The organism is Bacteroides sp. CACC 737 (assembly GCF_013874375.1).
Lineage (GTDB): Bacteria > Bacteroidota > Bacteroidia > Bacteroidales > Bacteroidaceae > Bacteroides > Bacteroides uniformis.
In genome coordinates this window covers 1,199,673-1,216,803 of the sequence record NZ_CP059408.1, presented here as the reverse complement: position 1 = coordinate 1,216,803, position 17,131 = coordinate 1,199,673, and the positions used below count along the sequence as shown (strand labels likewise).

Here is a 17,131-nt window from a genome sequence, read left to right as displayed (position 1 = left end):
CGTTCCATGAAAGCAGCCCAACAAATGAACAATAGAATGCCAATCAAGAAGAATGGATAATACCAATTGCTGTGTCTTCGCAATAACCCTAAGAAAGGAAGCCCCAATACAGGACAAATAACAGTAAATGAGGTAAGAATGATTGCGTCTTTAAATAAAAATGCTTCTTTTGTACGGGATGTTCTGAAATGACTCATATTATTATATTTTTTGTTAATCAATTTATTCTGTCTCGTCTATCAGTGCATCATAGATTTCAGGCGGATAAGTGACTTCATCTTCCGGATCTTCAAGATATTCATCCAGATGTTCGTTGAAGGTGTCGTAATCGTTCAACTCCCTAGCTTCTACATTCTGAGTTTTTCCAGCCACATCCTTATAAACCGCATTTCCATGTATGGCAGACGAACGTTGTAATCGAGAAGATTTGTGGGCAAAGTCACGTTGCGGTGGGGCAGCGTTTTCATTCAGACTTCTTTCCAGCATGTTTCTGTTTATGGCATCTTGATAAGCGTAATATCCAAAGATGATAAAGATACAAAGAGTACCTATGCCTTTCAGAAAATTACTTTTGTTCCAGTAAGAGTTGTTGTTCATATTCTTTGATTTTTAGACGGTTGTGTTCAGGGAACGATTTGTGGTCATCTGTTTCTTTTCAGAGCCTCTTCATAGATAGCCTTCACCTGCTCCCTCAGATGTAGAGGTTTGATAACTGTCAGCGAGCGGCTTCTTGAAAGTAGGGCCATCACAAAATCATTGGTAATACGGAGATGCAGTTTAATTCGGAATTCTTTCTCATCATCTACAATGATCTCTTGGGAATGATGCAATGGAACAGATTTCAGGAAACTACCATCCAAAGGGCTATAACTCAATTCGATCTCTTCTATAGGAATATTCGTCTGGTTCCAAATGCCATAACAATCTTTAAAAAGGCTGTTTATGTCTATGTCCATATTACGCTTGAATGTTTTTCCATACAATATCTGAGGGTCAATAATACAGTCCACACTGAAAGTTTTCAATACGTTTTCTTCATAAGCAAGAAGATACCACCGGTATTGGTCTTCTTTCAAATAGTGTGGTAGCACTTCTTTTTCACGCATCTTTCCATTCTCCCGGACATACATATATTTAAAGATTATGGGATGTGAGAATTTAATAGCCTTGATTAGAAGTGGTAGATATTCGTTGTTTACCGGACGATGATGTTCTGCAACTACATAAGTATGAAGGCCTGAAGAGGTATCCAAAGCATTCAGTATATCAAAGTTGAGAAGGAGCCTTTCATATTGTTCCTTTTTCGTGTCATCCTCCTCATTGATATAATATCCATTCCGTTTCTTGTCGAAACAGATGCGAATACCGAACATCTCTTCTATCGCATTAAAGTCCCGTTGCAATGTTCTGAGGTCTACAGGTATCCCACCACGTTCTTCCATGCGATGTGTCACATAATTTTCCAGTTCTTCACGAGGGACATACCGTTGAAGTCCTTTCAGTTTATTGATGATAACCAGCATACGCTGTAATCTTTCCAACTTTTTCCCCATATAATTATGAATTTGATTTTATTATGGGCAAAGATATTGAAGGCAAGCGACAAAACATGTCGTTGAACAAATTTTATTCCGGTCCTCTTCTCTTTAATAAACTTTGGATATCTTTGCAACTCTAAAACAGATAAGATTATGACTAAAGCAGAAATTGTGAATGAGATCTCCCTGAAAACGGGAGCAGACAGAAAGGAAACACTTCAGATAGTGAAAGGATTCATGAACAGTGTCAAGAAATTATTGGCAAACGAAGAAATATATATCTACTTTCTTTTGTCTTGATTATTATTAAAAGTTATTATATTGGATAAAGGTGTAGCGACTTTCTTTTTTCTCACTTTTATTGTGGGGTGTGAAGCTTACCCTATGATATGTAAAAAAACATCTTCAAAAATTATTCACTGTCAGAACTGTATCCCATCGGACATAAGACTCTGAGAAGGAAATGTTTTGCAGCAATCTCTTGGAAAATGAAATCAAATTCCATTCAATTTTCATATTAAATTTCTATCTTTAGGGCAGCATTCGATTAATGGCTCAAGAGGCTTATGAGAAAGGGTATCATGAAAATATTATTGTCTGTTTCCTTCTTTTTAGCATATTCTAATACGCAGGCACAAGAAGGAACTTTTTTTTCCATTCCGGAAGAACAACCTGAGTTTCCGGGAGGAATGGCTGCATGTATGAGGTTTATCTCGTCCAATATCAATTACTCCCTTTTTGACAGCATTCCGGATAATATAGAAGGACGTTCTGTTGTCGCTTTCAGACTGGATATCGTTAAAAAAGAAATTTTCGAACAGAACCTAGCCAATATATACCTTGTCTGCGCATAGTTTCCCTTTGATATTCTCTAGAAATTTACTCTATTTCAATGATTTACGATCATCTACATTTCCTGGTGTAAACATGAAATTAAAAAAATTACCCTTATCATTGATTATCAGATGCAGTTTGAACCCGAATAACCAGCTCATGGAACATTTTCCACGCCCGGCAATCCCTTCAAATGTTTTATGAATCAGAATCTTTTGGTTACGACAGACACATAAAGGAGTGAATTCAACAAAACTGATGTCGGTACAGGCTCCCAGCAGGATTCTTGATGAAAATAACCAGAGGAAACAGTACTTCCTTCTCTAGTTCCACAAAACGATTACCTGGCACGGAAACAAGTGTTTCAGATGTTTGCAGACATACTCTTTGTAATAATGTTTAAAACAGCGGCAACCACCGGAGTGAAACAGGATTAGAATAACCATAATCTCTGCATCACTCATACGGTTGAGCTTGTTACGATGCTTGGTCTTCTTATACTCAATCATATATTTTTCTTGTTGCAATGCAAATTCCTTGCAAAAATCATCAGCCATACAATAAATTTCCGTAACTTTAGGTTCTGAGAACATAGTGGTGATCGTTTAAATGTTATAACTTGACACTATAAGTTTAAGACTTTTATCGTTATATTCTTATTTAACAATAGATTATATTTATTCTTATTCCGAACTCATGTAATGCTATTTTAAGTATTTGTGAAAAAACTTATCGGGTATTGTGAAAGGGATATGTATAGTACTTTATTTTTTTATTTAAATCAGTCTTATAAACAATAAATATATTATTTAAATGGTATAATTTAAAAGGTGGGTGATTATGGCAGACTATATGAAGAATATTGTAATGGGGCTTCTAAAGAGAGTTTTTAAGATTGATATCAAAGGCATTCAGTTACAAAACAAAGTGTTGTCAGATAAAACGAAACAATTGTTGGAGGAAAATGCAACGTTGGAAAAGAAAGATAACATTCTAATAAAAGAGAATACTGTATTACAAAATGAAAAAAAACGTTTGTTGGATGAGTTGAATAGTAATATAAATGAATCTCAACAGTTACAAGAAAGTGTTAGTTCATTAAAACAGGAATTGACATTAACAAAAGAAAAAGTTAAATCTTTGGAGTTACAGAGCCAAAACCACATAATAGAAATTGGGAAAAAAGATAATGCTATTAAAGAACTGCAAGCAAATATTCAAGCGTTAGAATCTGTAGATGAAGATAATGAAAAAATATCTGATGAACAGATGCAAGACCAAATAGACAGCTTGAAGATGCAATATCAAAATCTCAAAGAGCAATATGACAGCATAAATAAAGAGTATAAGGATTGTAAGGCTAAAATTTGTACTAAAGATGCAATAATTGACATTTTGAATAAAGAGAAAGTCGAATTGCAAAATAAGATTTCTGAATTGAGCAAGTCAGTGCCTACGATAGAAAAAGACAATAAGGTAAAAACAGATAGCGGAGAACAGAAAATAATAGTAGGTGAAGGTTCTATGATAACAATAGAACCTATAGGAAATACAAATTTAGGTTATGTTGATAAAACTAAACGTACCATAGATACTGTTATTGATACTGACACTGGTTTAGAAATAAGTGCAAGAGATTTTTTTGCTCAACCGGAGAACGCGATTTTTAAAGTTAGAACTGAATTGCAAAAATCAATATATTTGAAAAAGCCTAAATTAGTATGCAAATATTGTCGTCAGGCAGTTAAAATATCAGGTCGGAAGATAGAACGTGGTAAAGCTAGTTTCTTTTCACATTTCAAAGATAGTGATGAATGTGATTATAAAACAACGACAGAAAGAACCAGAAGGGATATTAATAGAGAAAAATATGCCCGATGTAATGAAGGGGAGCGTCACAAAAGATTAAAAAATAAAATAGCTGAACTCTTGGAAATGACTCCTGGTGTTTCGGACGTAAAAGTAGAAAAAAACGTTATAGGAAATCACCCTATACTAAATTGGAAACGTCCTGATATTTTGACCAGTTTTAGGGGACAAGAAATTGTATTTGAATTGCAATTAAGCACAACCTTTGTCAGTGTAATTGCAGAAAGAGATTTGTTCTATCGGCTTAATGAGAAATTCATCATTTGGATTTTTAATTTTGATGAACAAGATGAACACGTCAATCTGGATAATATGATGGCAAAAGATATTTATTATAATAATAAAATGAATGTTTTCATTTTTGATAGAGAAGCTCAAAAGGAAAGTGAGGAAAGAGGTGAACTCATTTTAAAGTGCAATTGGTTAAAGGCAGATGGGAGTTGGGAGTACCTGAATGAGAATTCTTCAAATGGTTTGGGTGGAACATTTGTCTGTCTCTCTGATTTACAATATGATAGCACATACAAACCGTATTATTTTGATGCGGAACAGAGATATATTGAAGCGCATCCTGAATTTCAATCGAAAATTTCAGATATTGAGAAAGAGAATAAAAGAGTCCTTGAAGAACTGGATGAATTATGGCGACAAAAACAAGAAGATTTGAAAACAGAAGATAAGTTGGAACGCTTATCAGAAGCATTTGAGTTGGATGCCATAATGAAAAGTACTCAAAGATATGTAATTGGAAAGAAAGATGGAAAATGTGGATTGATTACATTCGATGGCGAAATAAGAATAGCTTTTGAATATGAATTAATTACTCCTCACACAGGATGGTATGAAGGAACGAAAGATGAGTTACATGATTTGTTCGACAATAACTATACTCTTCTTAATACTGGAATAAGGCGAATTGAAAAATTCAATCCTATAGGTAACAAATATGTAAAGGAGACAGATGGTGCATTACTTTGGGGAATTATGACTAAAAAGGGGGTTCCTTTAACGCCAGCTTGTTATTCTCAGCTGGAGATATGGTCTTCAGACAAAATTATAGCTATGCGCAATGGATTATATTGCATTGTGGATTTTCAAGGGAATGAGATTTTAAGTAATTATGAATATATCAGTGAGTTAAACGCTGACAATATAGCAAATGTCAAATGTGATGGTTGTAATGGTTTTATAGATAGTAATTGTAAGAGCTTGAAGGAGAAGAGTAGAAGATTGGATAATGGAATGGAGAAATTTCTTCAAATGGATAAATGGGGGATTGAACGTGAAGATGGCTCGATAGTTGTTCCCAGTAAGTATGATGAAATAGGTTCCTATAAAGATAGACTTGTCGGGGTTAGTGGTGTCTCTTTTTCTATTATAGATGAAAAGATAGATGCAGATTGCCCCGTAAAAGTTGAATATATATCCAGAAATGACAGAAAGATGTTAATCTTCAAACTTGGTAAACGGGAAGCTCTTATGAATCTTCGTCAACAAAATAAAGCTCGAAATTTGGGATTGCAGCCTCAAAATATGAAAGAATTATATTTTTCATTTGTTAATGTCGAAAGGTCATTGCTATACCTAAGTGCTGTTCCTGTGAGAGGAGAAAAGCAACAAATAAAAATTGAAGATAAAGATATACCATTCGGAGCAATTTATACAGGAAGATTCCTTTATAAGAAGAAGGATGGTGTTATCATACGTGAGTTAAATGGGATAAAGATATTTCTGCATAGTTCGAATTTGGGTAAATATACGGTAGAAGAACTTGAAAAGAGTAAATCTATAACACTTAAAAAAATAGATTATGACCAATTCTATAAGAAACATATTTGGGAAATAATATCAATCCTTTCGTGAGAAGTAAAGACTTAATTTTTAGATATTCAATCATATTAATAAAATAGGAGATATAAAAATGGAAAAACAAGATTTAATTATGGATGATGAAATGGTAATGCACGAAACTATTGATAATCAAGTTTCTATTAGTGAGCAAGAAGATGTATACGCAGCACTTGAAGCAAAGTATAATAATGTAGAAGAAGAGGTTGAACAGGATTTGTTAAGAGCGCAATTTGATAGGGTAGAAGATATGATAGGAGGTGCTCCTGAATTTGTAGAAGAATTTGAAGATAATGTAATAAAGGAGAATTATATTGAGGAGGATTCTGATGGTTGGGGAAGTATTGATGATAATCCTTATTACATATAAGGATAATTTGGATATGAATCAACAATCTCCGGAGTTTTGGGATAATCTTTAAATGTATGTATTAAATATGGATACTGGTGATGTTATAGCTTAACGTGAATTCGAGGTAGAGCAAATCCTTTGGAATCATTACTTTTGTTACAAAATTCTGAATTGGATTGCATTAGAGGTGATAGGAATTTGCAGAAATTACAAATTTATATAAATATGAATATTTGGTTGACTATAGGCATCGTGTATGCTATTCTTACTCTATCAGCAATAGTATGGATTATTGTAAGACATGTCAAGCATAAGAATGCTAAACGTGTTGATGGCGATGATGATGACTTATTTGGCAAAACTCCGGCTTTGTGGATAAGAATCTTAATCTCATCTCTATTGCCTCTATTTGTATTGGCAGTGCCTTTTATTGCAATAAGCGCATTAAAAGAAATGTATTATAGAAATCGGCCAAAGCCCTTATCTTCGAGGGACAGAAGATTGTATCCGGTTTATAAAGTGCGAGATGTTACTTCGGATAGGGTTGTGACTTTGTCTCAATATAATGAAACTCATAAAACAGCTTTTACTTTGGATGATGTATATGGAAAAGGTTTTGAGGAGAAACTTTCTCAAAAGGATAAGGATGCTATGGAGATAGATAGGCAAGGATTGCTGATTGAAGATTCTTTGCCTAATGATATATATACTGAGATTGCAAAGAGATTTGCGTTTTGCAGATATAATCAAGATTTTTCTATACTAAGGCCTTTCCTATCAGAAAACGTAAAACTTATTATTTATAAGCACAAAGAACTAAGTGGTATTGCTGATTTTGAATCATATTGGATAGATAAAGAAAACCGACTAAAGCATGATTGTATCAATGTACGCACAAGTATCAAATTTTGCAATTATTATAGTCATGTAGCAGTGTACGACCAAGTAGAGGGTTATAAACCGATGTATGTTCTTTTTAGAGTTAAGGATGATATTGTAACCCATGTGGTGTGTGCGCCAGACCCATTACAAGATCCAACAGTTAGGTATTGGAGTTTTAAACGGTTACCGTTTGCGTATGACTATGTCATGGATAATGTGCAGGAACAAATACCGGGTGAGCCCAAAAGACTTCCTTGCCTGAAGTGTGGCAATTCATCAGAGGGGCTTGTATGGTATAAAGTAAATATAGACCTTGGTCCATTGTCTTATGCCGGTGTTGTGTCTGTATGCGAGAACTGTCGGAAAGTGGTTGAATTCTACCCCGGTGTGTCGATTGACAACGAAGAAGTTCAAGGACAAAAAACTGATAAAGTAGAAAATAAGGTTAGACAGGAGGATGTGTTTATTCTATCTCAGCTCATAACGAGAAACTTGTATTTTGATAATCCGTTAAAAGATACCAAGTATTTTGATAATCTTGATAAAAACTATGTAGTGGATTCTGGAAACAGGTCTTTTGCTGATTTTTCGGTATGTAAACCTTGTAGTCTTGCCGAATGTGCAGGAAATTTTAATGAGTTCATGCTTTCTCACCTCTTCAAAAAGAATATTCAATTTTATAATGACATAAAGGCTTGTTATGTGCAAGCATACAATGATGGAATCTATGAAGTAGCAAACAATATAGGCATTCTTTTGCTGAATTGCGAAAATGATATGGATGAAGGGCTGAGATGGTTAAGTCTTGCGGCATCAAATGGTTCTAAGAATGCTATGCAAAATACCTTCAGTATATTATGGGGTATTGGTGATTTTGAACATGCTATTGAATATCTATTGAAAGTTTGTGGAGAACCTTGCCCTTCTATTCGCTGCTTGTGGAATTTGGCAATTTTATATATACTTGGAGAACGACAAAAAGGAAACACGCTCATTAAAGATATGGGCAAAGGAATCTCTCTCTTGAATCAGATTATAGAATATGATGTGTTGGAGAGTGACGAGGAAGAAATCGAGGAGGTACGGATGAAAGCGAAAATCCTTGTTCGTCTAATCAAAGAAAGTAATGAGTATGGTTGGATAGGTCGCGTATTTCATAGGTATTTGAAATCTTTGCATGAAGAAACAATGCCGCCTGATGGATATAATCATGACGTTTTATCCATTTTGGACGAACTGACTTTTAATGGAATACTGAAAATATATTTTGCACAGCATGTCAGTATAGGAGATAATTCTTGGTTTTATATTGATACCGGTCATTCAACAAAAGCATTGGAAAAGAGACTTTTAATTGAAAAAGTAGGTGCTACATGTTCAGAAATGAGTGCATGGCAAATATATTTGTTGACAACAGCATCAACGGTTTTGCCAGCTTTTTGGCATGGCAATTATGAGAACAGACAATATGTCTTCTCAAAATCAGACATCTCTAACCTTTCAGGTTTTTGTCGGGAAAATATATTCTCAAAGGTCGATATTTCGAATATAGCCGATGATATTCTACCAGAGGTTGAACTAATAGGAAACGTGGCTAAAGTCAGGTGCTGTTATTGGAATGATTGGAAAGGATTAGTTCGAGAAACAGTGAGCATAAACTTCAATGATAGGAAAAGGATTCGCATTAATAAAGAAATTGAATCAGAAGTCTTGTACAAATATAATTGTGGTATACGCTTTTGATACCTTTGGTATTTGACCATTTTTTTGGTGTACAAATATCTGTGCTATTGGTTTTGAAAAGAACAAAGAGACCGGACAATTATTGTTCAGTCTCCTCTTGACCCCAGTCTACCGATGAAAGTAAGCTGGGGGAGGTAATCATATTTAGTTAGATTTTTTACTTTTATTATAAAGAGTAGTCCCCCAGTATATCAAGTATGGTATTAACAATGTATATAATATAAATTCAGAACCATCATAATATCTTAAATCTGTGGATACAAATGGAAACAGCCAATCGCTTGCATCTCTATTTTTATCATAAAATATTAAACATATCATATTAATAACAAACCAAACCATATAGTAAGAGAGGATGGTTTTAGCTTTATTCGATAATTTAACCCTCGCCAATGCAGAAAGTAATAGAGAACGTTTGTTGGTGGCATCAGCATTATTTACTAGCTTAATACCACAATACTGACAATATTTAGAATCGTCGGCAACTTCTTTTCCACATCCTTTACAATACATAGATTAGTGCTTTTATTTTATGATATTGCAAATATATAAATTATATCAATCTCAGTCAATAGAAATGCACAAATAATAATAAGGACATTAAAGCCTAACCTGCCAATTAAGACCGATTAGGCTTTTTAAGAGACTGTAATTTGAGTTCAGTCCCCTCTTTTCTTTTATAACTTGAATCCTTCAGGCAGAATGAGTCTTATTTTCTTCCGTACTCCACTGCCATAACGATATTCCTCCAATTGTTTCTGGCATAATGAAGATTCAGTAAAACTGGATTGAGTGATTAACCGTTTTCTGCCTTCAAGTACCCAGTTCATGATTCCGGGTAACTCTGTAGAAACAATCTGCTCAGCCAGTTTCGGATCCACTTCCGATTTGGGTATCTGGACTTTGAAGGGAACGATAAGAAACCTCCTGAAATATCCATTGGACTTGTCGTTGGTTTTCGGAAGCTCGTTCAGACAGAAAAGCATCTTGGCGTAATCGGTAAGTGTCGCAACATCCTTATATAGTTGTCTGGTGCTGATTGGCTCCCCACTGGCGATACGTTTGAAAATATCCCCCGAGAAAGCGTTTGGGGCTACATCAGAGCAGGTATTCAACAGTTTCCCGGATAAATTTGCCCTGCTTCTGTCTCCGTTCTCTCCACACATATCCGATAGAGACTCATGGGAAATGTTCTCCTTGCCTAAAAGAGCCTCGACAATATCAACGAACACCGATTTCCCATTTTTTCCGGAGCCATAGAGAAACAGACACTTCTCCAGTTTCAATGGGGTAAAGATCCAGCCTATATACTCAGCCAGAACCTTTTGAGCGTCCTTGTCCGGTAATACTCTGTCCAGGTACTTCATGAACATCTGACACGTCGCACTTGGGTTATAGGGATAAGGGAGAACATACCTGAAATAATCCGAATACAGATGTTGTTCCAGTCTTCCGGTTTTAAGATTAAGAGTACCGTTCAGAAAGTTGATTTTCTCCTTGTCCTGCTCTACCGCCAATCCCATCACCGTATATGGAAACTGCTTGAACAATCCTTCCACCACTTCCCTTTGTGATGCCTCTACCATATTGTTTGTCATTTTCCCCAAAGCTTCCCTGAGAAATATCTTCAGGTCAAAATCATCTATACTGACCCAATACTTTCCGGTGTAGGAATAAACATGCTGGTCCCTGAAAGTCTGAAAAGGATGACCGACCCTGATTGCCACTTGTTGTATCTTGTAGCATATTTCAGCACTTGTTCCCCTCTTGTTTGAAGTAGTTGGTCGGGGAATGGCATTGATTATATCCCCTAATAATTTTTTGTAATCCATAATCTTAAATTTTTCTATATTTACTACCAAAATTACCTTTATCATTAACCCACTTATAGGCATTCCTTACTTCACGTTTTATCTCCTCTTCTGAAAAATCCGGTTCTATGAACTTTCTCAGATTGACATAAGCCGCACTCTCAGAAAATCCCCATTCAGCCAATTCCCTTGCTCTGTTGAAGGCTGAATCATGTCTTTGACCTGGTGTCATCGGGTATTTATAGAATCCACCTTCCAGAAAATTTATGATTTTAGCTGCTTCACTGGGTGAACAGACTATGTATTTAGGACTTATAGGATTGTGATTACCTGTATTCGTTGGTTGAGGAGTACTTTTTCTTATAGTCCATACCTTGCTGTTCCTGTTCTGATAAAGATCAGGGTCACTGCTTAGATAACAAGCTCTGGATATTCCTTTACAACAGTCATCCCAGAACGGAGAGCTATAATATTCCTTCAAAGCGTCAAGGTATTCGTTATGACTGGTGTTATCTATATTATTGGCAACACGGACAATAACCTTATAACCTCTACCGGAAGGAGAAAGGAATGCAGCATAGGTATAAGGATCATTAACCAGCATATTCCAGACATTAACCATTTCTTGAACCGGAATCTTGTCGAAATCAACTACTACAAGACCCGAAGGAGCAATAAGAGCATCATTACAGAATCTTCCGAATGTTCCGGCGAAAAGACAGACTGGTAATTTTCCCTTAAGTTCGGAATACTTTGAATGGTCAGTATCATAGAAAGATCTCATGGCATCAATCTCAGGTTTCAGTTTTTCCTGTTTAATCATGTCGAATACCAGATCAATATCCACATGGTTAGGAGGATATTCCATAACTTTGAATGATTTTACACCGGTCAGGGGATTTGTATATTCCTCACTGTAAGGTTTCTGTTTAAAGAGTGTTATTGTAATCATAATTTCTAAATTTTAATTGTTCGTTAATATTTCATTTAATCTTTCTTCTTTCCGTCCTCAAGAGAGAGAAGGGGGGAAAGGGGAAAGCGGAACCCCTAAAACCTATTTTTTTTCTGATTTCTGAATAGATGAAATTGAAAAAGTTATAAAAAATAGGCTTTTCCCCCCTCTTTTCCCCCATTTTCCCCTCCTTTTCCCCCTTTGAGGTAGGGAAAGAAAAGTAATCTAATCACAAAGTGAGGAAAGTCTAATCATGGAACTGTTTATACCTATCTTCACACCTTTCTTGTTATCCTCTTCCACCACATAACCCTCGCTTTTCAGTTTCATCTTGAAGTTTTCCCTGGTCTCGGCTTTCTGGTTATTATCCCTGCAATATTCCCGATAATTGTTGAATAGAGGAGTCAGACCTATCTTGTTGTCATTATCGGGAACACACTTCTTGGCACTCAGGAACATGACCACTGTATCCGTATCCTCCTTGTATGCCTGCTCCAAATTTTCAAGTGTAGAGGACTTGCTGAGTTTTTTTCCATTCCTGATAAATCTTCCCAGACCTTCGATAGCCCAGATGAGAATGCCGGACAATTCACTTTTCAATTTTTTAGCCAGATCAGGGTCAGCCTTACTCTTGTCTATCTTCACATCGAAAGGGATAATCAATAACCTCCTCCTGAATCCGAAAGACGTATCACTACTATAAGGCATGGAGTTACAGTTGAAAGCGAGCCTTGCATAGTCCTTTAAAATCTCCGGTTCCTTATATAATCTTCTGGCTTCAACGGGTTCTCCACTCGTCAGTTGCTTGAAGATACCGTTGGCGAATATCTTGCCGTTGAAGTCGCTGCTGTAGTTCAGGAGCTTGTTCCTGATCATTGCCCTGCTGTATCCTTTATCATCACACAAGGAGTTTATGTTGTAGGAGCAGACATTATCCTCGCCAAGCAGGGCCATCACAATCTCGAAGAACACGCTCTTGCCATTGAATCCTGAACCTACACAACACAATGCCTTCTCCAGTTTGATGAAGGGATTGAGACAGCAACCGACAAACTCCTGCAATACTTCCTGAACATCTTTGGCTGGCAATACTTCATCCAGAAACTTATGAAACATGGGACACATCGCTTTAGGGTCGTACTCATAAGGCAGGACGTAGAAGAAATAGTCATCGGCCGAATGTTCCTGCTCCCTCACGCTTCCGTCATGACCTATCACGAGAGTCGTATTAGCCAGATTGATTTTAACTACACCCTTATCCCGTTCTGTCTGTCTGTAAAGTGAGTAGCAGGCCTGTTCATGGACCTTGTTCGCTATCCTCACATTTCTGGCTGTATATTTGTCGGCTCCCATTTTCTGGAAAGCCTTGCCTAGGAAATGTTTCAGGTCAAGCTCGTTTATCGGTTCCCAGAACATCTTGTTATACAGATAGCACGTTTTTCCCTCATTGATCACCAGGCCATATCCCAATTGTTCAGCTACTTCCCTCACTTTCTCGACAACAAGGACGGATTTGTTCTCATCAGTGATCTGAATGGAATAGATCTTCTCCTGAAAAAGTTTCTTCACATCCGGATCGGTTTCCTTTTCCAGTCTCCGGTAAAATCCACCGGCATAAATCTCCTTGAAATCCGTTTTTGGAATATTATCAAGGATCTCTTTAAGTATCTTTTTTAGTTTATTCATATACTGTTTTTAAGTTTCAAACTGGTTATCTTCTTGTTTATAAGCCTATTACATTCTACGACCGTAATATATTTAGGCATAGGAGGGCCTGTAATGAAAAGAATATAGCTTTTCACCATACTGAATTCTGATTAAATTATTGCTTGTTCTCTTCAAATCCACAGACCGTTTCCGATTCCATAACCTCTCTTTGGAAACCATGATGAAAACGGTCTTGTGGAAAGTGAATGTCTTCCGGTTCTATCAGTCTGTTGATGCCACCAAGTTACCGGAAATATCATACAGTTCGATACTATGTCCCAGTTCCTTCTCGATATGTTGTTTCAGTGTTTTCGGGTTGATAACGGGTGAGTCGGCATGGAATCTGATATTTTCCCGACATTCCTTGAAAGCATTTGCCGCAATACTACCGATACAAAGTGGAATATGAATATCAGTCAGCGATATGCATCCTTCAAATGCTGACTCGTCAATATCCGGATCTATGGGGAGGGTAACTTCCTTCAGGTTTATACATCCCTTGAACAGATTGGCCGGTACTGTATCCGCATAATCCGGAAGCACCACCTTTTCGACAGTCTTGTTTCCATAAAAGGTGTCGGAATATAACTCTGTTTCACTTCTCGACAAGTCAATCTCTGTTTTCTTGCAATACATCTGTTTTTGGAATGTATTTCTGTTTTCTTTTGATTTTTTCATAATCTGATAATTATATTTATTGTTAATGGGAGGGAGAACATTGAATTCCCCCTCTTCCGGTTGGAAATTACTATTTAATGCTCCATAGGAGGTTGTCAAGCCATTTTATTGTTTCATCCGTCAGTTCTTCCTCCTGAAATTTAATCCGGTCGGTAAATTCATTGAATACGTAGAAATCACTGTTCCTATAACCCAAAGCGACCCCTTCCGGAAACAGCCATCTGGCTTCTCCTGAGGACTGTTGTGAGATATATCCCGCTTTACTGGCGATAAGGAAGAAAAAAACTTTTCCAAACTTTGTCGAACGCGAGAAACTTTCAAAAAACGATTCGGTAAGGAAGGCCGGCACTCTCTCTTCCGGCTTATCAGGATATATCATTCCGAATGTGATATTGTCATCTCCGTTTCCAAGAACAAAGTCTTTAGTCAGGGAAAGGAGCAGGTTCTCTTTCCTTTCCGGCCAGTTCATGCCGATATGGACTGTATAACCGTCTCCCAGATCAATGGACGGAAAGGTCTTATAATGTGGACCGATATCGGAATGGTCTGATTTTGAATAATTCTCATACAGATTGGTATTATCCCTTATCTTTTGACTGATTTCATTCATAAGACAGGCATTGTTCCCTAAGTACTCATACATTACTTCACATAATGATTCATATCCTTTTTTACTCTGAATTGGCAATCTGTAGGATGGAAATAATTTGCCGTTGTTACAATTAAATTGTACCATGATTCTTGATTTTAATTGATTATTAACTTGTTATACTCTATTCCTGTGGTATTCTCAGGCATAGGAGGTCCTGTAATGAAAAATATCTTATTTCCCATCATCTTATTTTTTTAATAAATTTTACTTGTAAGAAAGTAAGCAGGCGCCTATACTTACTTCATAATTAGAATTTCATATATCTGCCGGGAATCGTTTCAATATTTATTTCCTCATCCTTGACAGCAGATTGTTGTAGAGCGTACCAAAGGTTCAGGTCACTACTTACAACAACCAGTTTCTTTTCCAAACCGTTATCAAGGGAAGTTATAAGATCACCGTTCCCATCAACTATAGACACTCTACGTATCAGATAATCACTGACCGGAATAACATGTACTATGACATTATCTGTAGGACACATTAGCTGACATTGTAGCTTGTTGATAATTCCGGTATCAAGTTTGGGCTTTTGGGGGAGACAGATACTATATCCATCCTCCTTAAATTGTTTCAATGTTTTCATCTTCTGAGCATTGTTAAGAGAATCCCCATCACCTCTCACATGATGGGGAATCCGGGATTAGTGTTTAAAATTGGAATCAGCAAATAATTCGTTCAACTTGGCAATAATCATATTATCCTTGCTCTGGCTGGCGCTCTTCTTCATCTGGCTTATTTCCTGTGCATTGGTAGCTCCTATGCCTTCAAGAAATGCAACCAACAGATTCATGGCCTCACTCCGTTTCATATCCTTTTTTATCAGGGAGTCCAGTTGCTTGTAAGTCCATTCCGGTAATACTTTCCAACCGAGAACCTTGGCTGAATTTCCTTCAAAAGATTTGGCGGCTGCTTCATAGAGTCTCTTGTCCTCCTTGAATGATGTAGTATCAGCCAGCTCCTCCAGTTTTTGATCATTGGTTGAAGCCTTGATGCAGACTGTCTTTGAATTGGTTTTGCCACCATTTACCCAAGACCATGCAGCGGAATCAGATCCGGTTTTGGCTTTCTCCTTTACCCACTCCAATTTTTCAGTTGATATACCTTTTTCTTTGGCAGTGGCAAGAAGTTGTGTCACCCAATCCATACCATCCCAAGGGCTCGTTGCTGAATTGGCCTCTCTCAACAACGTGGGAACATCATACTCGCTTATAAGAGGAAGATAGACATAACCCTCATATTCTGTCTTACCCTCTTTCCTTAGTTTCTTGTTCAACTGCCTGAGAGCCTCCATGCGGTGCTGCCCGTCAATTACAATAAGGATAAGATCAAGGTTCGGGGTATCCTCTGTGATTGGATTTCTGTTTTCGTCTTCCAGTTCCAGCCCCGCTTTTAGGCAAACAATGGCAGGTACGACAAGGAATGGAGATATGATACCTTTGCAGGCCAGAATGGAAGCTATTTTTTTCTTGACCTGTTTCGCATCAATATCACGATTGATCTTGATACGCCCGAAAGTATAACCCGTTTCGAGTAGTCCAGATATGGTGCAGATCATTCCCCATGTCAGCTTCATCGGTACTGCTTCTGGGACTTCATCTTTGTTTTCTTCTGAATTAGTTTGTTGTGCATCACCAGCAGATGCACCTGCCTGTAGATCCTTATCCTCTACAGCGGATTCTTTCATATTTGACCCTTGCAGATCCAGTGTGGAAACTGCTTCATCAATTAGACTCTTTTCCATTGTACTTTTTACTTTTAACGTTAAACTTGTTTTTCTTGTCACTCACACGTAGGATTTCAATTACTTTAGGCAGTTCAAAGATCACTACCTTCCCACATTGCAGGGTTGCATCATCAAGCAGACCACAAGCTTTCCAACGGTTGACTGTTGAAACGGAAGTACCCAAAAATCCAGCAAGTCCCTTTACCCCTATTATAAATTGGGGGATACCGGAACAAACCTCTTTCGGAGACGCTTCATCCCTTTGATTTGTTTTTATTACTCCCAGCTCCAGGCCGGCCATCCAAAAATCTGCAACAGTTGCTTGGAACATCGCTTTTTCCAACAGCGATTGTACTTCATTTTTTTGCTGTGCCATCTTTTTAAAATTTTAGTTCGTCATACTTTTTGTCTTAATGACATAGCAAAGGTAAGATGGGAAATAAAGGGATGATTTACTTGGGAACAGCCACAAACTCATATGTTTATTACATCAAAGCGTTGTTTATCAGTAAATTACATACAATTATTTTTTTTACGGT

16 protein-coding genes and 1 pseudogene are annotated in these 17,131 nt (G+C 37.0%); 5 read left to right on the top strand and 12 right to left on the bottom strand.

The window, feature by feature from the left end:
- Positions 1 to 222: 222 nt before the first annotated feature.
- Together H1A11_RS05230 and H1A11_RS05225 are read right to left on the bottom strand one after the other, a co-directional pair.
- Positions 223 to 597: a hypothetical protein gene (locus tag H1A11_RS05230; RefSeq protein WP_181757818.1), complete on the bottom strand. Its 375-nt coding sequence runs from the start codon at positions 595 to 597 to the stop codon at positions 223 to 225.
- Between the two features lie 44 nt (positions 598 to 641).
- Positions 642 to 1,553, bottom strand: coding sequence for a YafY family protein (locus H1A11_RS05225; RefSeq protein ID WP_181757817.1), 912 nt, complete (start codon positions 1,551 to 1,553; stop codon positions 642 to 644).
- 138 nt (positions 1,554 to 1,691) lie between these two features.
- Between H1A11_RS05225 and H1A11_RS05220 the strand changes: the two genes are divergently transcribed.
- Together H1A11_RS05220 and H1A11_RS05215 are read left to right on the top strand one after the other, a co-directional pair.
- Complete coding sequence (locus tag H1A11_RS05220; RefSeq protein WP_181757816.1) at positions 1,692 to 1,838, top strand: HU family DNA-binding protein; 147 nt, start codon at positions 1,692 to 1,694, stop codon at positions 1,836 to 1,838.
- A gap of 281 nt (positions 1,839 to 2,119) precedes the next feature.
- Complete coding sequence (locus H1A11_RS05215; protein WP_181757815.1) at positions 2,120 to 2,392, top strand: hypothetical protein; 273 nt, start codon at positions 2,120 to 2,122, stop codon at positions 2,390 to 2,392.
- Here the strand turns inward: H1A11_RS05215 and H1A11_RS05210 are convergent.
- A pseudogene (locus H1A11_RS05210) lies at positions 2,366 to 2,965 on the bottom strand (transposase); the annotation flags it as partial. The gene H1A11_RS05215 and the pseudogene H1A11_RS05210 sit on opposite strands and share 27 nt — an antisense overlap.
- 247 nt (positions 2,966 to 3,212) lie before the next feature.
- On the opposite strand from H1A11_RS05210, the gene H1A11_RS05205 reads away from it, so the two are divergent.
- From H1A11_RS05205 to H1A11_RS05195, 3 genes are all read left to right on the top strand, one after another.
- On the top strand, positions 3,213 to 6,104 hold the full coding sequence (locus H1A11_RS05205) for a DUF6035 family protein (RefSeq protein WP_181757814.1): 2,892 nt from the start codon (positions 3,213 to 3,215) through the stop codon (positions 6,102 to 6,104).
- A 58-nt stretch (positions 6,105 to 6,162) separates the two neighbouring features.
- A complete protein-coding gene (locus tag H1A11_RS05200; protein WP_181757813.1) occupies positions 6,163 to 6,459 on the top strand; it encodes a hypothetical protein in 297 nt (98 codons plus the stop codon).
- Positions 6,460 to 6,666: 207 nt separating this feature from the next.
- Positions 6,667 to 9,066: a sel1 repeat family protein gene (locus tag H1A11_RS05195; RefSeq protein ID WP_181757812.1), complete on the top strand. Its 2,400-nt coding sequence runs from the start codon at positions 6,667 to 6,669 to the stop codon at positions 9,064 to 9,066.
- Between the two features lie 144 nt (positions 9,067 to 9,210).
- Here H1A11_RS05195 and H1A11_RS05190 read toward each other — a convergent pair whose 3' ends face one another.
- From H1A11_RS05190 to H1A11_RS05150, 9 genes are all read right to left on the bottom strand, one after another.
- A complete protein-coding gene (locus tag H1A11_RS05190; RefSeq protein ID WP_120387437.1) occupies positions 9,211 to 9,579 on the bottom strand; it encodes a zinc ribbon domain-containing protein in 369 nt (122 codons plus the stop codon).
- Between the two features lie 164 nt (positions 9,580 to 9,743).
- Complete coding sequence (locus tag H1A11_RS05185; protein WP_255461532.1) at positions 9,744 to 10,898, bottom strand: phage/plasmid primase, P4 family; 1,155 nt, start codon at positions 10,896 to 10,898, stop codon at positions 9,744 to 9,746.
- 4 nt (positions 10,899 to 10,902) lie between these two features.
- Positions 10,903 to 11,829, bottom strand: a complete 927-nt coding sequence (locus H1A11_RS05180; protein WP_181757810.1) for a BT4734/BF3469 family protein — start codon at positions 11,827 to 11,829, stop codon at positions 10,903 to 10,905.
- Between the two features lie 225 nt (positions 11,830 to 12,054).
- Positions 12,055 to 13,515 (bottom strand): phage/plasmid primase, P4 family, encoded by a 1,461-nt coding sequence (locus tag H1A11_RS05175; protein WP_181757809.1) that lies wholly within the window; start codon positions 13,513 to 13,515, stop codon positions 12,055 to 12,057.
- 243 nt (positions 13,516 to 13,758) lie between these two features.
- Positions 13,759 to 14,214 (bottom strand): leucine-rich repeat protein, encoded by a 456-nt coding sequence (locus H1A11_RS05170; RefSeq protein ID WP_181757808.1) that lies wholly within the window; start codon positions 14,212 to 14,214, stop codon positions 13,759 to 13,761.
- 70 nt (positions 14,215 to 14,284) lie between these two features.
- On the bottom strand, positions 14,285 to 14,824 hold the full coding sequence (locus H1A11_RS05165; RefSeq protein ID WP_255461531.1) for a hypothetical protein: 540 nt from the start codon (positions 14,822 to 14,824) through the stop codon (positions 14,285 to 14,287).
- Between the two features lie 289 nt (positions 14,825 to 15,113).
- Positions 15,114 to 15,452, bottom strand: coding sequence for a hypothetical protein (locus H1A11_RS05160; RefSeq protein ID WP_181757806.1), 339 nt, complete (start codon positions 15,450 to 15,452; stop codon positions 15,114 to 15,116).
- 57 nt (positions 15,453 to 15,509) lie between these two features.
- Complete coding sequence (locus tag H1A11_RS05155; RefSeq protein ID WP_181757805.1) at positions 15,510 to 16,610, bottom strand: hypothetical protein; 1,101 nt, start codon at positions 16,608 to 16,610, stop codon at positions 15,510 to 15,512.
- Positions 16,591 to 16,968, bottom strand: a complete 378-nt coding sequence (locus H1A11_RS05150) for a DUF3853 family protein (RefSeq protein WP_181757804.1) — start codon at positions 16,966 to 16,968, stop codon at positions 16,591 to 16,593. The genes H1A11_RS05155 and H1A11_RS05150 overlap by 20 nt, the downstream gene beginning before the upstream one ends.
- Positions 16,969 to 17,131: the final 163 nt, after the last annotated feature.